At 74.3% G+C, this 16,762-nt stretch carries 13 protein-coding genes; 10 read left to right on the top strand and 3 right to left on the bottom strand.

The genetic code is table 11. The features are described from left to right. The first annotated feature begins 58 nt into the window (after window positions 1-58). The 4 genes from ACFC02_RS24845 to ACFC02_RS24830 all read left to right on the top strand — a co-directional run bounded on the left by ACFC02_RS24845 (window position 59) and on the right by ACFC02_RS24830 (window position 5,235). On the top strand, window positions 59-796 hold the full coding sequence (locus ACFC02_RS24845; RefSeq protein WP_376361329.1) for an aminoacyl-tRNA hydrolase: 738 nt from the start codon (window positions 59-61) through the stop codon (window positions 794-796). Window positions 797-946: 150 nt separating this feature from the next. Further along, a complete protein-coding gene (locus ACFC02_RS24840; protein ID WP_376361325.1) occupies window positions 947-2,338 on the top strand; it encodes a DUF692 domain-containing protein in 1,392 nt (463 codons plus the stop codon). 228 nt (window positions 2,339-2,566) lie between these two features. Next, window positions 2,567-3,352, top strand: coding sequence for a TIGR04222 domain-containing membrane protein (locus ACFC02_RS24835; RefSeq protein WP_376361322.1), 786 nt, complete (start codon window positions 2,567-2,569; stop codon window positions 3,350-3,352). Window positions 3,353-3,567: 215 nt separating this feature from the next. Beyond that, window positions 3,568-5,235 carry an alpha/beta hydrolase gene (locus ACFC02_RS24830; protein WP_376361319.1) on the top strand — a complete coding sequence of 556 codons (1,668 nt, stop codon included), beginning with the start codon at window positions 3,568-3,570 and terminating at the stop codon, window positions 5,233-5,235. 10 nt (window positions 5,236-5,245) lie between these two features. On the opposite strand, the gene hemQ is transcribed toward ACFC02_RS24830, so the two are convergent. Beyond that, window positions 5,246-5,977 (bottom strand): hydrogen peroxide-dependent heme synthase, encoded by a 732-nt coding sequence (gene hemQ / locus ACFC02_RS24825; RefSeq protein WP_376361316.1) that lies wholly within the window; start codon window positions 5,975-5,977, stop codon window positions 5,246-5,248. 4 nt (window positions 5,978-5,981) lie between these two features. Beyond that, window positions 5,982-7,445, bottom strand: a complete 1,464-nt coding sequence (gene hemG, locus ACFC02_RS24820) for a protoporphyrinogen oxidase (protein ID WP_376361313.1) — start codon at window positions 7,443-7,445, stop codon at window positions 5,982-5,984. 161 nt (window positions 7,446-7,606) lie between these two features. Between hemG and ACFC02_RS24815 the strand changes: the two genes are divergently transcribed. From ACFC02_RS24815 to ACFC02_RS24800, 4 genes are all read left to right on the top strand, one after another. Next, complete coding sequence (locus ACFC02_RS24815; RefSeq protein WP_376361310.1) at window positions 7,607-8,665, top strand: DUF4349 domain-containing protein; 1,059 nt, start codon at window positions 7,607-7,609, stop codon at window positions 8,663-8,665. Window positions 8,666-8,714: 49 nt separating this feature from the next. Then, entirely contained in the window at window positions 8,715-10,148 is a 1,434-nt protein-coding gene (locus ACFC02_RS24810) for an FAD-dependent oxidoreductase (RefSeq protein WP_376361307.1), read from the top strand. Between the two features lie 37 nt (window positions 10,149-10,185). Beyond that, entirely contained in the window at window positions 10,186-11,004 is an 819-nt protein-coding gene (locus ACFC02_RS24805) for a rhomboid family intramembrane serine protease (RefSeq protein ID WP_376361304.1), read from the top strand. A 210-nt stretch (window positions 11,005-11,214) separates the two neighbouring features. Continuing rightward, the gene (locus ACFC02_RS24800) at window positions 11,215-13,554 is read left to right on the top strand and encodes a glycosyl hydrolase family 18 protein (protein ID WP_376361301.1); all 2,340 of its coding nucleotides are present in this window, start codon (window positions 11,215-11,217) and stop codon (window positions 13,552-13,554) included. A gap of 93 nt (window positions 13,555-13,647) precedes the next feature. Here the strand turns inward: ACFC02_RS24800 and hemE are convergent, their stop codons facing one another. Further along, window positions 13,648-14,718, bottom strand: coding sequence for a uroporphyrinogen decarboxylase (hemE, locus tag ACFC02_RS24795; protein ID WP_376361298.1), 1,071 nt, complete (start codon window positions 14,716-14,718; stop codon window positions 13,648-13,650). A 125-nt stretch (window positions 14,719-14,843) separates the two neighbouring features. On the opposite strand from hemE, the gene ACFC02_RS24790 reads away from it, so the two are divergent. Then, window positions 14,844-15,527 carry a DUF3000 domain-containing protein gene (locus tag ACFC02_RS24790; protein ID WP_376361295.1) on the top strand — a complete coding sequence of 228 codons (684 nt, stop codon included), beginning with the start codon at window positions 14,844-14,846 and terminating at the stop codon, window positions 15,525-15,527. A 387-nt stretch (window positions 15,528-15,914) separates the two neighbouring features. Then, the gene (locus ACFC02_RS24785) at window positions 15,915-16,571 is read left to right on the top strand and encodes a response regulator transcription factor (RefSeq protein WP_018564425.1); all 657 of its coding nucleotides are present in this window, start codon (window positions 15,915-15,917) and stop codon (window positions 16,569-16,571) included. The last annotated feature ends 191 nt before the right edge of the window (window positions 16,572-16,762 follow it).

Genomic DNA, 16,762 nt, shown 5'->3' with positions numbered 1-16,762 from the left:
GCTCCCCCCGCATGGGGGCCGTCCTCTCGTGCGCGCCGTGGTTGGCACACTGGGGGGCGTGACGTACGAGACCTCCGCCGAGACCCCCGCCCCCGCCGGCAGCCCCTTCCGCGCCGAGCCCACCGCCCGGGACCTGGCCCCGCAGTTCGTGCTGCCGCTGGTCGTCCGGATCGAGCGGGCCGCTCCCCCGGCCCGTACCGACGCGCTGGAGACGGCGGCCCGCGCGGTGCTGGTGCTGCTCGGTGACGAGCGCTCCGGCGGCGACGGCCCGTGGGCGGGGGCGGTGCGGGACTGGCAGGACGCCCGGATCCGCAAGGTGGTGCGGCGGGCGCGCGGCGCGGAGTGGCGGCGGGCCGAGGCACTGGACGGCATCACGGTCACCGGCGGCTCCGCGGAGGTGCGCGTCTTCCCGCCCGTCCCGCTGGACGGCTGGCCCAAGGACCTGGCGAAACTCCAGGTCTCCGGCACCGACCTCGACGATCCGCGACCGCCCGCCCCCGCCGGCCCGGACATCCCGGTGCTCTGGCTCAATCCCGGCCTGGAGATGTCCGCGGGCAAGGCGATGGCCCAGGCCGGACACGGCGCCCAGCTCGCCTGGTGGGACCTCACCGACGCGCAGCGCGCCGCCTGGCGGGACGCCGGGTTCCCGCTCTCCGTCCGCACCGCCGCCCCCGCTCGCTGGCGGGAACTGACCGGCAGCGGCCTGCCGTTGGTGCGCGACGCGGGCTTCACCGAGATCGCCCCGGGTTCGTGCACCGTGGTCGCCGACCATCGGGCGCTCCGCCAGGGCTCCTAGGCGCTGCCCGGCGTGAACCCTCAAATCTTGCTCTGAAGACGCGCCCGGCGCGGTTCCGTGCCGTCCGGCGGGGCCATACCCCCCTCACCCGCGCCGTGCGCGCGGGCGTCCGGTGACAGGGGGCGTACGGGAGCAGGGGGCGCAGGACTCATGGAGCGACTGGGGACGGGGATCGGCTGGCGGCCGGAGATCTCGGACGCAGTGGAGGCCATGCCGGGGGTCGACTGGGTCGAGGCGGTGGCCGAGAACCTGTGCCCCGGCCATCTGCCCGCCTCGCTGCTGCGCCTGCGCGAGCGCGGGGTGACCGTCGTGCCGCACGGCGTGTCCCTCGGGCTCGGCGGGGCCGAACGGCCGGACGAGGGGCGCCTGCGGGCGCTCGCCGAGCGGGCTCAGGCGCTGGGCTCGCCGCTGGTGACGGAGCACATCGCCTTCGTCCGGGCGGGCGGGTCCCTGACCGCCTCGGACCGCATCGAGGCGGGCCACCTGCTGCCGGTGCCCCGCACGCGCGAGGCACTGGACGTGCTGTGCGAGAACGTCCGCATCGCCCAGCAGGCGCTGCCGGTGCCGCTCGCCGTGGAGAACATCGCCGCGCTGCTCGCCTGGCCCGGCGAGGAGCTGACCGAGGGCCAGTTCCTGTACGAGCTGGCCGACCGCACGGGCGTACGGCTGCTGATCGACGTGGCCAACCTGCACACCAACCATGTCAACCAGGCGGAGGACCCGGCCCTCGCGCTGGCCGAACTGCCGCTGGAGGCGCTCGCGTACGTCCATGTGGCGGGCGGGTACGAGCGGGACGGCGTCTGGCACGACAGCCACGCGCACCCGGTTCCCGCGCCGGTCCTCGACATCCTGTCCGACCTCGCCTCCAGGGTGGCCCCGCCCGGGGTGCTGCTGGAACGCGACGAGAACTTCCCGGAACCGGCCGTGCTGGGAGGGGAGCTGGAGGCCGTTCGGGAAGCGGTGGAGCGGGGTCGTGCCGGGGCCCCGGCACGCAGGCACACGGGCGGGGCAGGGCCCGGGAGGGTCGGCGGGGGTGCGCGCGGGCGTGACGGCGGGGCGGGGCCCGGGCGTGACGGCGGGGGTGCGCGCGGGCGCGACGGGGACGAGCGGGTGGCGGCCGTCCCCGAGCCGGTCCGGCAGCGGCTCGCACTCGCGCAGACCGCGCTCCTGTCGGCGCTCGTGGCGGGGACACCCGCGCCCGAGGGCTTCGACCGGGGGCGGCTCGGCGTGCAGGCGCGGGCGCTGGCCTCGAAGCGGGCGGGTGTCGTGGCGAAGGTGGCGCCCGAGTTGCCGGTCGTCCTCGGCGCCGGCTACCGCCCCGCCTTCCTCGCGTACGCGCGGGAGCACCCGATGCGCGGCGGCTACCGGCTGGACGCGATGGCGTTCGTCGAGTCCCTGCTGCTGGCGGAGCAACCGCAGGACGCGACCGCGCGCCGGGAACTGCGCGCGTGGTGGCGGGAGCGGTCGGGTCCCGCGCCGAGGTCGCTGAGGCCGGCGGTCCGGGCGGCCAGGGCGGCCCGCCGGGCGCTGCTCGGGCGCTGACACACGGGACAGCGGAGGTGGCGCGTACGCCGACCCGCCGCCCGCCCCTCCCCAACCGTCCGCCCCCGATCCACCCCCGCCGGCACCCCCCGCCGACCCCCCGTCGGCACCGCCCGGCACGCCCGTCCTGACCTCGGAAAAGAAGCGGAACGTCACATACAGGCCACACTCTGTCCGGAATGTGAACAAGGCATGGAGATTCCCAGGCCCCTGGCATAGAAACTTGTCATGCTCTGGGTCCTTCTTCTCCTGCCGGCCTGGGCCCTCGCCGGTGCCGCGTGCACACGGCTGTGCCTGGCCGCCGTGCGTGCGGCGGCCGTGGACACCCGGGACGCGGCCGTGGACCAGGATCACGACCTCACCCTCTACGAGGCGGCGTTCCTGTCCGGCGGCCCCTCCCGGGTCGCCGACGTCACCCTGGTCTCCATGGCCCGCCAGCGGCGGCTGCTGCTCGCGCACACGGGCTGGGCCACCGTCGTCGACCCGCGCGGACGCGACGAGATGGAACGTTCCGTCATAAGGGCCATCGGCCCTGGAGGGCAGTCCCGCATCGCTCCGGTACGGTCCGCCGCGGCCGCCGCCGACCCGGTGCGCAGCCTCGCCGACCGCCTGGTCAGCGCCGGCCTGGCCGTGCCGGAGGGCGAAGGTTCGACGGTCGCGGCCGGGATGCGCCAGGTGCGGACCGCCGCACTGGCCGTGGCCGTGCTCGCCGTGACCGCGCTGCTGCTGCCCGGCCCGACCGGGATGCCGCGCACCCTGGTCGCCCTCTGGTTCCTGCTCCCCCTCGCCCTCACCCTGAGCTGCCTCGCGATAGCCCGGGTCGAGATCCACCCGTACTCCCGCTGGGCGTCCCCGGCCGGTCAGCGGCTGCTCGGCACGCTGGCCCGGCGGGTCCGCGGCACGGGCGACGAACGCACCTGCCTCGCCTCCGTGGCCGTGCGGGGCATCCGGGCGATCGGCGAACCGGAGCTGCGCGCGGCCTTCGCCCACCGCGACCAGCCCTGGCGGGACTGACCGGCCGGCGCACACCGAGGCGCAGCACACGACGGCGAAGTACGCTGCGGCGCGCGACAGCGGAGACACGGCGGCGCACACCGAGCCGGCGCGCGCCGCCCCTCGGGGGCGCATCGGGCGCACCGGCGCCGACACCCGCCGCCCGGTGCTTGCCTTCGCCCGCGTGCGCCCGAAACATCCCTCGTGCCGCCGCCGTGTGCCGAAGGGATACGCCGATGAGAGCAGCCGCCGTGTGCACGGCCGCCGGGTCCTTGGTCCTGACCGCCCTCGCCGCCGCCCCTTCCGGCGGCGCGCCGCGGCCCGAGCTGCCGCCCGGCGGGGCGGCCGAGTTGCGCGGCACCGTCGTGGCCGCCGCGCGCGCCCGGGTGACCGGCATCGACTTCGGCGCCTGTCCGGGCGCGCGGGAGATGCCCGGTTCGCTGGAGTGCGGCACCGTGTCCGTGCCGCTCGACTACGCCCGTCCCGACGGCCCGAGGATCCGGCTCGCCGTCAGCCGGGTGCGGGCCACCGGCCGGGACCCGCGCTCCGGCGGGCGTGCGGTGCCCCGCCAGGGCGCCCTCGTCTTCAACCCGGGTGGGCCCGGCGGTGACGGCATGTCGTTCCCGCTGGTGGGGCTGCTGTCCGAGTGGAAGCGGGTCGCGGCGGCCTACGACCTCGTCGGCTACGCCCCGCGCGGGGTGGGCCGTTCGGCGCCGCTGTCCTGCACGGACCCGAAGGGCTTCTTCAAGGCGCCGAGCCCGGCGCCGACATACCCCTCGGCGGCGTACAAGAAGAAGCGTGCCGCCGAGGCCCGGGCGTACGCCCGGGGGTGCGTCCGGCGCTCGGGCTCCCGCTTGCGCTTCTTCACCTCCCTCGCCAACGCCCGCGACCTGGAGGTGCTGCGCGCGGCGCTCGGGGAGGACCGGCTGACGTTCATGGGCGCCTCCTACGGCACCTACTTCGGCGCGCTGTACGCGACGCTCTTCCCGGCGTACGTGCGCCGGATGGTCTTCGACTCGGCGGTGAACCCCGACCCGGCCCGGGTGTGGTACCTCGACAATCTCGACCAGTCCGCCGCGTTCGAGGCCCGGTGGGCGGACTTCAGGAGGTGGGTGGCCCGGTACGACGACGTGTACGGGCTCGGCCGTACGGCTGAGGCGGTGCGCGCCGCCTACGAGAAGGCACGCACGCGGCTGGCCGCGCGACCGGCGGGCGGCACGGTGGGCCCCGGGCAGTTGCAGGGCGCGTTCCTCGGCACCGGGTACGACGACGGCTCCTGGCCACTGGCCGCGGACGCCCTGGCCGCGTATCTGAAGGGCGACGAGAAGCCCCTGGCCGCGCTGGCCGCGCCGTACCGGGCGGGAGCGGCCGTAGCGGAGAACAGCGCGGCGGTCTACACGGCCGTGGAGTGCAACGACGCGCCCTGGCCCGCCGACTTGCGGGTGTGGGACCGGGACAACACCCGGCTCGCCCGGGTGGCACCGTTCGAGACCTGGGCCAACGTGTGGGCGAACCTGCCGTGCGCCTCCTGGCCGGTGCCACGCCGGCTGCCCCTGGACGTGCGGACCGCGCCGGGCGTGCTGCCGCCCACGCTGATCCTGGCCGCAGAACGGGACGCGGCCACCCCGTACCGCGGGGCTGTGGAACTGCACCGGCGGCTGGCCGGTTCCACGCTGCTCACCGAGCGGGGCGCCGGCACGCACGGCATCGCCTACGGTCCGAACCGGTGCGTCAACGCGGCCGTGGACGCCTACCTGCTCCAGGGGCGGGCGGCGGGGCGCTCGGCGGAGTGCGCCGGGCGCCCGGAGCCGCGGCCGGGCCGGCCGACCTTCCAGGAGACCCGTGAGCAGGAGCTGAGGGACGCCCTGAAGGGAAAGGACGACCGCGAGCCGGCCGGGAAGTGACCGTAGGGGGTCAGGCGAGCCCGGCGACCAGGTCCGCCACGTCCTTGCGGCGGCCGGTGAAGAACGGCACCTCCTCGCGGACGTGCCGGCGGGCCTCCGAGCCGCGCAGGTGGCGCATCAGGTCGACGATGCGGTGCAGTTCGTCCGCCTCGAAGGCGAGCACCCACTCGTAGTCGCCGAGCGAGAAGGACGCGACCGTGTTCGCCCGCACGTCCGGGTAGCCGCGGGCCATCTTGCCGTGGTCGGCGAGCATGCGGCGGCGGTCCTCGTCGGCCAGCAGGTACCACTCGTAGGAGCGCACGAACGGGTAGACGCTGACGTAGTCGCGCGGCGTCTCGTCGGCGAGGAACGCCGGGATGTGGGAGCGGTTGAACTCCGCGGGGCGGTGCAGCGCCATGTTCGACCACACCGGCTCCAGCGCACGACCGAGCCTCGTGCGGCGGAAGAGGTTGTACGCCTCCTGGAGCTGGTCGCTCGTCTCGGCGTGCCACCAGATCATGATGTCGGCGTCGGCGCGCAGCCCCGAGACGTCGTACGTGCCGCGGATGGTCACGTCCTTCGCGGCGAGCTGGTCGAACAGCTCCTGGACCTCGTCGGCGTAGCCCGCGCGGTCCTCGGGGAGCACGTCCTTCAGCTTGAAGACGGACCACAGGGTGTAACGGATGACCTCGTTGAGGTCCTTGGCCAGCTTGCCCTTGTTCGGGATCCTGCCGGAGTCGGTGGTGGAGGCGTCGTCACTCATGGGGCTATTCTCCCGCTCCCCCGTGCAGACTCTGCACCGGGTGGGCGGTGAGTTCCTGCACAGCGCGCAGGTCACCCGCCAGCTGGTCCACGGCGGCGTGGGCGCTCGCGACGCACGCCGGGATGCCCACGCCGTCGTAGACCGCGCCGCACACGGCGAGGCCCGGCAGCCCGGCGACGTGGTCGCGGACGCGGGCCACGCGCGCGTGGTGGCCGACGGGGTACTGGGGCAGACCGTCGGTCCAGCGGGTGACGCGGCTGCGCAGCGGCACGGCGTCCAGGCCGGTGGCCTCCCTAAGGTCGTGCCGGGAGAGGTCCACCAGCTCGGAGTCCTCGCGGCCCAGGATCTCCGTCTCGCCGTACCGCCCGACGGAGGTGCGCACCACCAGCACGTCCGGGTCCTGGCCGGCGATCCAGCCCCACTTGCGGGAGGCGAAGGTCGACGCCTTGATGGTGCGCCCGTCGACGGGGGGCACGAGGAACCCGCTGCCCTCGGGGAGCGCGGCGTCGCCGCGCCGGTAGGCGAGGGTGATCAGGGCCATCGAGGCGTACTCGACGGCCCGCAGCTCCGCCGCCGCCCCGGGGGACTCGGCGCCCAGCAGCCGGGCGGCGGCGGGCGCGGGGGTGGCGAGGACCACCGCGTCCGCGTGCAGGACACGGTCCGCCGTGACCACGCGCCAGCCGCCGAGCGGCTCCCTGCGCAGCTCCGTCACGGGGGTGCCGGTGAGGATCTTGCCACCGCGTGCCCGCACCGACTCGGCGACCGCGAGCGGCAGGCTGCCGACCCCGCCTTCGATGCCCATGAAGACCGGTCCCGTCCGGCCGCTTCGCTGGGCCTCGGCCGCGGCGGCCTGGATGCCGCGGACCGCCTCGGTCAGGGAGGTGTGCGTCCGCGCGGCCCGGAAGAGCTGGGGAACGGCCGAGCGCATCGAGATGCGGTACGCGTCGCCCGCGTAGACGCCGCCGAGCAGCGGCTCGACCAGGCGGTCGACGACCTCGCGGCCCAGGCGCGCGGCGACGTACTCACCGACCGCCACGTCGTCGCCGACCTCGGTGCGGGGCAGGTCGGCGTCGCGCTCGACGCGGGCCAGGCCCTCTGCGGAGAGCACTCCGGTGAGCGCGGCGGCGGTGCCGGGGACACCCATCACGTGGCCCTTGGGCATCGGGCGCAGGGCGCCGCGGGTCCACAGGGACGCGGTCGCGGTCGCGGGCGGCTGCAGCCGGTCCGCCAGGCCCACCTCGCGCGCGAGGTCCACGGCCTCGGGCCGGCGGGCCAGCATCGACTCGGCGCCCAGGTCGACCCGGACACCCGCGATCTCGCCCGGCAGCAGCTTGCCGCCGACCCGGTCCGCCGCCTCCAGCACGGTCACCCGCGCGCCGCGCTCCAGCAGGCGGTGCGCGGCCGCCAGCCCCGCGATCCCGCCCCCTACGACGACGACCTGCCCCGTGCCCGTACCCGTTGCGCTCATGGCCCCCACTCTCTCAGACCCCACCGGCACTCCCCCCGGGCCCCGGTGTCCGGGACGAGTCCGGACCGTGATCGCATCGGAACCGGTCTCCGGCAACGGGCCGGCCCGCCCGCGAGTCGAACAGGCGTCAGAGTTCGCCACGACTCCCGGGGGTACACGACATGCGCGCACGGTGTTCTGTCCGCTCCACTTCGGCCCTGGCCGGCCTGCTGCTCGCGACGGCCCTCGCACTCACCGGGTGCAGCGGCGCGGGCGACTCCGGTGGCAGCTCGTCCGACAAGGCCGCCGGGAGCGGGGCGCAACGGGGCGCTCCCGCCACGGGGAACGCCGGCGGCAGCGGGTACGGCGGCGGCGCCGCCGCGTCCGGGGCCAGGGCCGGCACGGCGCCGAAGGTCACGGCGAGCCACATCGTCCGCACCGCCTCGGTGAGCGTGGAGGTCACGGACGTGGCGAAGGCCCTCGCCGCCGCCCGCACGGCCGCCGGGAACGCGGGCGGCTACGTCGGCGACGAGAGCACCACGCGCGACGCGCAGGGCCGCGAGCGGACCCGGGTCGTGCTCCGCGTGCCCGCCGGGAAGTACGACGAGGTCCTCACCGGCCTGGCGGGCACCGGCAGGCTCGTCGAACGCTCGGCGAAGGCGGAGGACGTCACCGGCCAGGTCGTCGACGTCGACAGCCGCATCAAGTCGCAGCGCGCCAGCGTGGCCCGGGTCCGCGCCCTGATGGACAAGGCCGCAAGCCTCGGCGACGTCGTCTCCCTGGAGAGCGAGCTGAGCCGCCGGGAGGCCGATCTGGAGGCGCTGCTCGCCCAGCAGGCGTCACTGAAGGACCGTACGAGCCTGGCCACCATCACCCTGTCGCTGTCCGCGGCGCCCGCGCCGCAGGAGAAGGCCGCCGACCACGACCCGGGGTTCCTGGACGCCCTGGCGGGCGGCTGGCACGTGTTCGTGACCATGGTCCGCTGGATCGCCCTGGCCCTGGGCGCGGTCCTCCCCTTCGCCGCCGCGGCGGCGCTCCTCGCCCTGGCGTGGCTGCGCCTCGTACGCCCCCGGCTCCCGCACCGGGCCACCGCCGCGCCGACGATGACCGCACTGGGACCGCTCGGAGGGGCGGCGCCCGGCACCGCGACCGGAAGCGGAACCACAACCGGAACCGGAACCGGAACCGGAACCGGAACCACCGAGGGCTCCGGCGAGACGCCGGACGGCGAATCCCGGTGAGCCGGGCCACCGCGACGGCCCCGGTCCCGGTCGGCCGTAGCGTGTGGGCATGACCATGAGCAAGAGCACCGGTACGGACACGGGCGGTGCGCGCACGGCGCGCCGGGGGCGGGAACGGCTGGTCGTGATCGGCGGGGACGCCGCGGGGATGTCCGCGGCGTCCCAGGCACGCCGCCTGCGCGGACCCGGCGAACTGGAGATCGTGGCGTTCGAACGCGGCCACTTCAGTTCGTACTCGGCGTGCGGGATCCCCTACTGGGTCGGCGGTGACGTCGGGGACCGGGACCGGTTGATCGCCCGCACGCCCGAGGAGCACCGCGCGCGGGACATCGACCTGCGGATGCGCACCGAGGTCACGGAGATCGACGTGGCGGCGGGCCGCGTCCGCGCGCGGGACGTCGATTCGGGGGCGGAGTCCTGGACGTCGTACGACAAGCTCGTGATCGCGACCGGGGCCCGCCCGGTCCGCCCCGAGATGCCCGGTGTCGACGCGCCCGGCGTGTACGGCGTGCAGACGCTGGACGACGGGGAGGAACTGCTCGCCGGGCTGGCACGCGCGCGTGGCCGCAGGGCGGTGGTGGTCGGGGCGGGCTACATCGGCGTGGAGATGGCCGAGGCCCTGATCAAACGCGGCTACGAGGTGAGCGTCGTCAACCGCGGCCAGGAGCCCATGTCCACCCTGGACCCGGACATGGGCCGACTGGTGCACGAAGCCATGACGGGGCTCGGGATCACCATGGTCGGCGGCGCCGAGGTGACCAAGGTGCTGACGGGGACGGACAGCCGGGTGCGGGCCGTGGCCACGACGTCGGCCGAGTACCCGGCGGACGTGGTGGTGCTGGGCATCGGCGTCCGCCCGCAGACCTCGCTCGCGCGGGCGGCGGGGCTGCCGCTCGGCGCGCACGGCGGGCTGCTCACGGACCGCGCGATGCGGGTGCGCGGGCACGAGAACATCTGGGCGGGCGGCGACTGCGTCGAGGTCCTCGACCTGGTGTCCGGACAGCACCGGCACGTGCCGCTCGGCACCCACGCCAACAAGCACGGCCAGGTCATCGGCACCAACGCCGGCGGCGGCTACGCCACCTTCCCGGGCGTCGTCGGCACGGCGGTGAGCAAGGTGTGCGACCTGGAGATCGCGCGGACCGGCCTGCGGGAACGGGACGCCCGGCGGGTCGGGCTCCGGTTCGAGACGGTCACCGTCGAGTCGACGAGCCGGGCGGGCTACTACCCGGGGGCCTCGCCGATGACGGTGAAGATGCTCGCCGAACACCGCACCGGCCGTCTCCTGGGCGTCCAGATCGTGGGCCGGGAGGGCGCCGCCAAGCGGGTCGACATCGCGGCGGTGGCGCTCACGGCCGGGCTGACGGTGGAGCAGATGACGGCCCTGGACCTGGGCTACGCGCCGCCGTTCTCCCCGGTGTGGGACCCGGTGCTCGTGGCCGCCCGCAAGGCGGCGGCCAAGGTCGCCGGGGCACGGACGTAGGCCGGTTCGCCCGGCGCATGCAGGGCACTACTTCCCTGTGGTGATCCCCGTCCATGACGTGAACCCGGTGCGGCGCACCCCCTGGGTGACGTACGCCCTGATCGTCGCCTGCGTCGTGGTGTTCCTGGCCACGCCCGGCATCTCCGGTTCCGTGACCGGGAGCGGCACGCTTGCGCAACTGTGCCACGCGCAGGCCTTCACGGAGCACTGGGCGCTGGTGCCGCGCGAGCTGATCCACCACCGGATGCCGTCGCTGGTGCCGACGGGCGCGGTGGGCGTGGGGGTGCACGGACCGGGCTGCGTGCTGGGGCCGCCGGCGTACGGCAAATCCCCCGTGCTCTCGGTCCTCACCGCGATGTTCCTGCACGGCAGCTGGCTGCACCTGCTGGGGAACATGCTGTTCCTGTTCATCTTCGGCAACAACATCGAGGACCGGATGGGGCACCTGCGTTTCGCCCTGTTCTACGTCGTCTGCGGCTACGCCGCCGGGTACGGTTTCGCGCTGCTCGACGCGGAGTCGGGGCAGCCGCTGATCGGGGCGTCGGGGGCGATCGCCGGGGTCCTCGGCGCCTATCTGGTGCTGTACCCCAGAGCCCGGGTCTGGGTCCTCGTGCCGTTCCTGGTCTTCCTGCCGCTGCGTCTGCCGGCCTGGATCGTGCTGGGGTTCTGGTTCGTGCTCCAGGCGTTCTACTCCGCGGGCGAGGGCGTCTTCGACACGGGCACGGTGGCGTACGCCGCCCATGTGGTCGGCTTCGTCGTGGGCATGCTGATCGCGCTGCCGTTGCGCCCCGGCACCCCGCCGCCGCCGAAACCGCGGGGCCTGGTCTTCGGCCGACGGGCCCGCCCGGGGTGGTGAGGGCCGCCGGGCCGGCCCACGGCCCGGCGGTGGCCGGCCGGACCTGTTGACGCATTGGTCCAGACCTTCTACGTTGTGTGCGCCTGCCCGAAGCGGCACGGCCGTGCCCCGGCCCGCCCCGCGCACCGGCCTGCCTTCGTCCGGGCACACGCATGCGCACGCGCACGGTTCACCTCACCCCTGTACCACCCCACCAGCGCAGGGAGAGCCATGTTCCACAGGCGCAGACCACTTCTTCTCGGCGCGGGAACACCGCGCACCCGCCACAGTCGCGGCCCCGCCCGGCTGCGGCGGCGGATCGCCGCCGTGGGGGCCGCGCTGCTGCTGCCCGTCGCGGCGCTCACCGCCCTCGCCTCGCCCGCCCACGCGGCCGGCACCCTGACGGCGACCTTCAGCACCCAGGACAACGGCTCCTGGTGGAAGGGGACGTACATCGTCCACAACAGCGGTACGGCGGCCGTCAGCGGCTGGACCCTGGAGTTCGACCTGCCGGCCGGGGTCTCCCTGAGCGGCAACTACAACGGCGACGCGACCGTCTCCGGACGGCACGTGAGCGTCAAGAACGCCTTCTACAACGCGAACGTCCCGGCCGGCGGCAGCACCGAGCCGTACAGCTACTGGTTCACGGCGACCGGCACGGCCGGCGCCCCCACGGGCTGCACGGTCAACGGCGACAAGTGCGACGGCACCCCCGATGTCCCGCCGACCGCCCCCGGCACCCCGAAGGCGACCGCCGTCACCGCGCACTCGGTGGCGCTGGGCTGGACAGCGGCCCAGCCCGGCGACCACACCGTGGCCTCCTACGACGTGCTCAGCGGCACCGACACCGTCGCGACCGTCAGCGGCACCTCGGCGACCGTCACCGGCCTGACCCCGGCGACGGGTTACACCTTCACCGTGCGCGCCAAGGACACCCGCGGGAACACCGGGCCGGCCAGCGCGCCGCTGACCGTCAGGACGGTGGACCCGTCCACCGACCCGACGCCGCCGACCGCGCCCGGCAACCTGCGCTCCACCGGCAAGACCTCCTCCAGCGTCAGCCTGGCCTGGGAGAAGTCCACCGACAACGTGGGCGTGGCCGCCTACGACGTCTACCGCGGCGCCACGCTGGCGAAGTCGGTCGGCGCGGACACCACGTCGGCCACGGTGGACGGGCTCTCCCCGGCCACCGCCTACACCTTCACCGTCAAGGCCCGCGACACCGCCGACAACCCCTCGCCCGCCTCGAACGCGCTGAACGTCACCACCGACGACGTCGCCGGGCAGGGCAAGCAGCTCAAGGTGGGCTACTTCGTGCAGTGGGGCATCTACGGACGCCAGTACTTCGTGAAGAACCTGGACACCTCCGGCGCCGCGGCCAAGCTGGACGTCGTCAACTACGCCTTCGAGAACCTGGATTCGAAGGACCTCACCTGCAAGGCGGGCGTGACCAAGGGCACCTCGAACGACCCGGAGGACCCCGACCAGGGCACCGACGCGGGCGACGCGGACGCCGACTACGCGCGGCCCATGTCCGCCGACCAGTCGGTCGACGGGGTCGCCGACGACGGCTGGGGCAAACTGCGCGGCAACCTCAACCAGCTGAAGAAGCTCAAGGCCAAGTACCCGAAGCTCAAGGTCGTCGCGTCGATCGGCGGCTGGACGTACTCGAAGTTCTTCTCGGACGCCGCCGCCACGCAGGCCTCCCGGGAGAAGTTCGTCAAGTCCTGCATCGACGTGTGGATCAAGGGCGACCTGCCGGTCTACAACGGCGCGGGCGGGCCGGGCACCGCGGCGGGCATCTTCGACGGTTTCGACATCGACTGGGAGTGGCCGGGCTCCGAGGGCCACCCGGGCAACCACTACGGCACCCAGGACAAGGACAACCTGACCGCGCTGCTGGCCGAGTTCCGCAAGCAGCTCGACGCGCTGGGCGGCGAGCACAAGCTGCTGACCGCGTTCACCCCGGCCGACCCGGCGAAGATCTCCGCCGGCTGGGACCTGAAGCACATCTTCGACTCCCTCGACTACGCCGACGTGCAGGGGTACGACTTCCACGGCTCGGGCAGCGACAACTCCTGGGAGCCGAAGCGCACCGGTGACGCGTCCAACCTGTACACCGACGCCCAGGACCCGTACCCGTTCCACTTCAGCATCGAGAACGCGATCCAGGCGTATCTCGACGCGGGGGTCAACCCGCGCAAGCTGACGGTGGGCTTCCCGTTCTACGGGCGCGGCTGGCAGGGCGTCACCGACGGCGGCGCCGGTGAGTGGCAGGACGCCAACGGCGCCGCACCCGGCCAGTTCGACACCGAGGCCGGGGTGCGCGGCTACAACAACCTGATCACCAGTTATCCGTCGATGACGGTCCACCACGACGAGCAGTCGGTGTCGACGTCCGGCTACACCGGGGCGAACGGCCAGTGGTGGTCCTTCGACGACGCCTGGTCGATCGGGAAGAAGACGGCCTGGATCAAGTCCAAGGGGCTTCTGGGCGGCTTCGTGTGGGAGATGTCCGGCGACACGCCCGGCGGTCAGCTGATGACCGCGCTGGACGGTGGACTGAAGTAGCGCGGCGCGGCCCGGGGCCCTCCGGGCCGCGGTGGACTCCCGGGCGGGCGGCCGGCGGACCGCCCGCCCGGGTCACCGTCGCGGCCCGCCGCCTCAGCGGCCGGTGTGCGTGTGGACGTACTCCACGAGCCGGGTCAGCGCGTCCGGGTCGGTGGACGGCATGACACCGTGGCCGAGGTTGAAGACGTGGCCCTCCAGGCCCGCGGCGGACTCCAGCACCTCGCGGGCCTTGGTCTCGACAGCCTCGCGGCCGGCGAACAGCACGGTCGGGTCGAGGTTGCCCTGGAGCGCCTTGCCGGGGCCGACCCGGCGGGCGGCCTCGTCCAGCGGGACGCGCCAGTCGACGCCGACGACGTCCGCGCCGGCCTCGCCCATCAGGCCCAGCAGCTCGCCGGTGCCGACCCCGAAGTGGAGGCGCGGGACGCCGTACCCGGCGACGGCCTCGAAGACCTTCGCGGACGCGGGCAGCACCGAGCGGCGGTAGTCGGCGGGGGACAGCGCCCCGGCCCAGGAGTCGAAGAGCTGCACGGCGCTCGCGCCGGCCTCGATCTGCACCTTCAGGAAGGCGCCCGTGATGGCGGCGAGCCGGTCCAGCAGGTCGGCCCACAGCTCGGGGTCGCCGTACATCATCGCCTTGGCGTTCTCGTACGTGCGTGAGGGGCCGCCCTCCACGAGGTAGCTCGCGAGGGTGAACGGCGCCCCGGCGAAGCCGATCAGCGGCGTGGCGCCCAGCTCGCGGGTGAGCAGGCCGATCGCCTCGGTGACGTAGGAGACGTCCTCGGGGGTCAGGTCGCGCAGCCGGGCCAGGTCCTCGCGGGTGCGGACCGGGCGCTCGACGACCGGGCCCACGCCCGGCTTGATGTCGAGGTCGATGCCGACTGCCTTCAGCGGTACGACGATGTCGCTGAAGTAGATCGCCGCGTCCACGTCGTGCCGGCGCACCGGCTGGAGGGTGATCTCGGTGACCAGGTCGGGCCGCATGCAGGAGTCCAGCATGCCGATGCCCTCGCGCACCTTGCGGTACTCCGGCAGCGAGCGCCCGGCCTGCCGCATGAACCACACGGGGGTGTGTGGCACCGGTTCGCGGCGGCACGCCCTGAGGAAGGCGGAGTCGTAGGTGGCCGTCGGCGGGCGGTGGCTGGCGGGCGTCTCGTTGGCACTCACGGGGGCAAGTCTCGCACGGCGCCGGGGGCGCGCGGGCCGCGGCGTGGGGCCCCCGGACGGCGCTCCTGCCTGCGGCGGGGTGTCTTGCTCTGCACAAAGGCCCGCTTCCCCTTAATCTTCCCGGCATGGCTGCGGCTCAGGGACGACTGTCGGACGGCGCTGGCGGAATGGACGACGCGAAGGAGGCGAAGGAGGGGGACGGGAATGCGGGCAGGGCGGATCAGGCCCCGTTGCCCTTCCGGGCCGCCGTCGACGCACTGAGAGCCGCGCGGCTGCGGCCGCAGGTGGAGATCGAGCAGGTACCGCCGCCGCAGCGGCTGGCTCCGTACGCCTACGCCCTGGAGGCCACGGTCGTCGACGGTGAGCAGGACCTCGCCGACGGCCGTCTGGTGCTGCTGCACGACCCGGCGGGGCACGACGCGTGGCGCGGCACGTTCCGGCTGGTGACCCTGGTCCGGGCGGAGCTGGAGCCGGAGATGGCCGCCGATCCGCTGCTGCCGGAGGTGTGCTGGTCCTGGCTGACCGGGGCGCTGCAGGCGCGCGGCCTGACGTACGGCGAGGCGAGCGGGACCGTCACGCGCGCCGGTTCGCACTACTTCGGCGGGCTCTCCGCGCGCCCGCCGGCCTCGCAGATCGAGATCCGTGCCTCCTGGACGCCGCGCGAGGGGCTGGGCGGGGTGCCGGACACGGGGGCGCACCTGGCCTCCTGGTGCGATCTGCTGGCGCAGGTGGCGGGTCTGCCGCCGGCCGGGCCGGGTGACGCGTCCGTGGTGACGCTGCCGCAGCGCCGCGGCCCGCAGTCACGCTGAGTCATACCGGCCGACGACCGACGCGTCTCCCCCCGCCTCCTCCCCCTTCTTCTCCCGTCTTCTCCGGCCGGCCCGGGCGGTTCTCCGCCGGGCCGGCCGCTGTCGTGCGCCCGCTCCCGCCCGTCTTACCGATCCCTTGCCGTGTCTTTGTCGATACGGCCACTTTCGGGCAGTTAGCGACCCCGAACGGCCCCGAGTGAACCGATTCGACCTTCGGATGATCGACAGTGTGTCCGAATTGCACGCATTGTTACTCACCAGATCGTGATCATTCTCTAAAGGACCACGGGTTTGATGCCGAAGACGACTGTGACCTAGCAAGCACGGTTCGTACCGGCTCCCTCCCCACAAGCCGGCCCCGTCCCCCCCCCACCCCCAGGAGGCCTGGTGTCCGTTCTCCTCGAGCAGCCCGCAAGCCTGGTCGCCTACCGCCCGAACAAGCCGACCGCCATGGTCGTCGTGGCGGACCCGCGCGTCCGTTCCACCGTCACCCGTCACCTGTGGGCGCTCGGAGTCCGTGACGTCATCGAGGCGTCATCCGTCGCGGAGGCCCGCCCGCGCATCGGCAACCCGCGCGACATCTGCGTCGCCGACGTGCACCTGCCCGACGGCTCCGGGCTCACTCTGCTGTCCGAGACCCGTGCCGCCGGCTGGCCCAACGGCCTGGCCCTGTCCGCCGCCGACGACATCGGCGCCGTCCGCAACGCCCTCGCCGGCGGCGTCAAGGGCTACGTCGTCACCGGTACCCGCACCAACCTCGGACTCCCCACCCGTCCGGGCGCCGCCCCCATCGGCGCGGCCCGGCTGCACCGCCGTCCCCCGGGTGCCCCGAGCCACCCGGGTGGCTACCGCGAGCTGTCCGGGCGCGAGGTCGAGGTGCTGCGGCTGGTCGCCGAAGGACAGTCGAACAAGGCGATCGGCGTCTCGATGGGCCTGTCCGCACTGACCGTCAAGAGCCACCTCGCCCGCATCGCCCGCAAACTCGGCACCGGCGACCGCGCCGGGATGGTCGCCGTGGCCCTGCGCACCGGCATCATCCACTGACATCGACCGCACACCGGCCGCCGCCGCTCCCCCGATCGGCCGCCGCCCGTCACTCCACCGCCCGCCTCCTTCTGCCCGCCGTCCCTCCGACCGGTTTCACCGCCCGCCCGTGCCCCGTCCCCCCGAGGCACCGGCCCCTGCCCGGTACCGGCCGTGAACCGGACGCGTCCTCGACCTGACCGGTTCACGAC

This window comes from Streptomyces sp. NPDC056160 (genome assembly GCF_042268205.1).
In the GTDB taxonomy this organism is placed as follows: domain Bacteria; phylum Actinomycetota; class Actinomycetes; order Streptomycetales; family Streptomycetaceae; genus Streptomyces.
The sequence above is the reverse complement of the archived record's forward strand: the minus strand, read 5'-3'. Positions and strand labels throughout refer to the sequence as shown.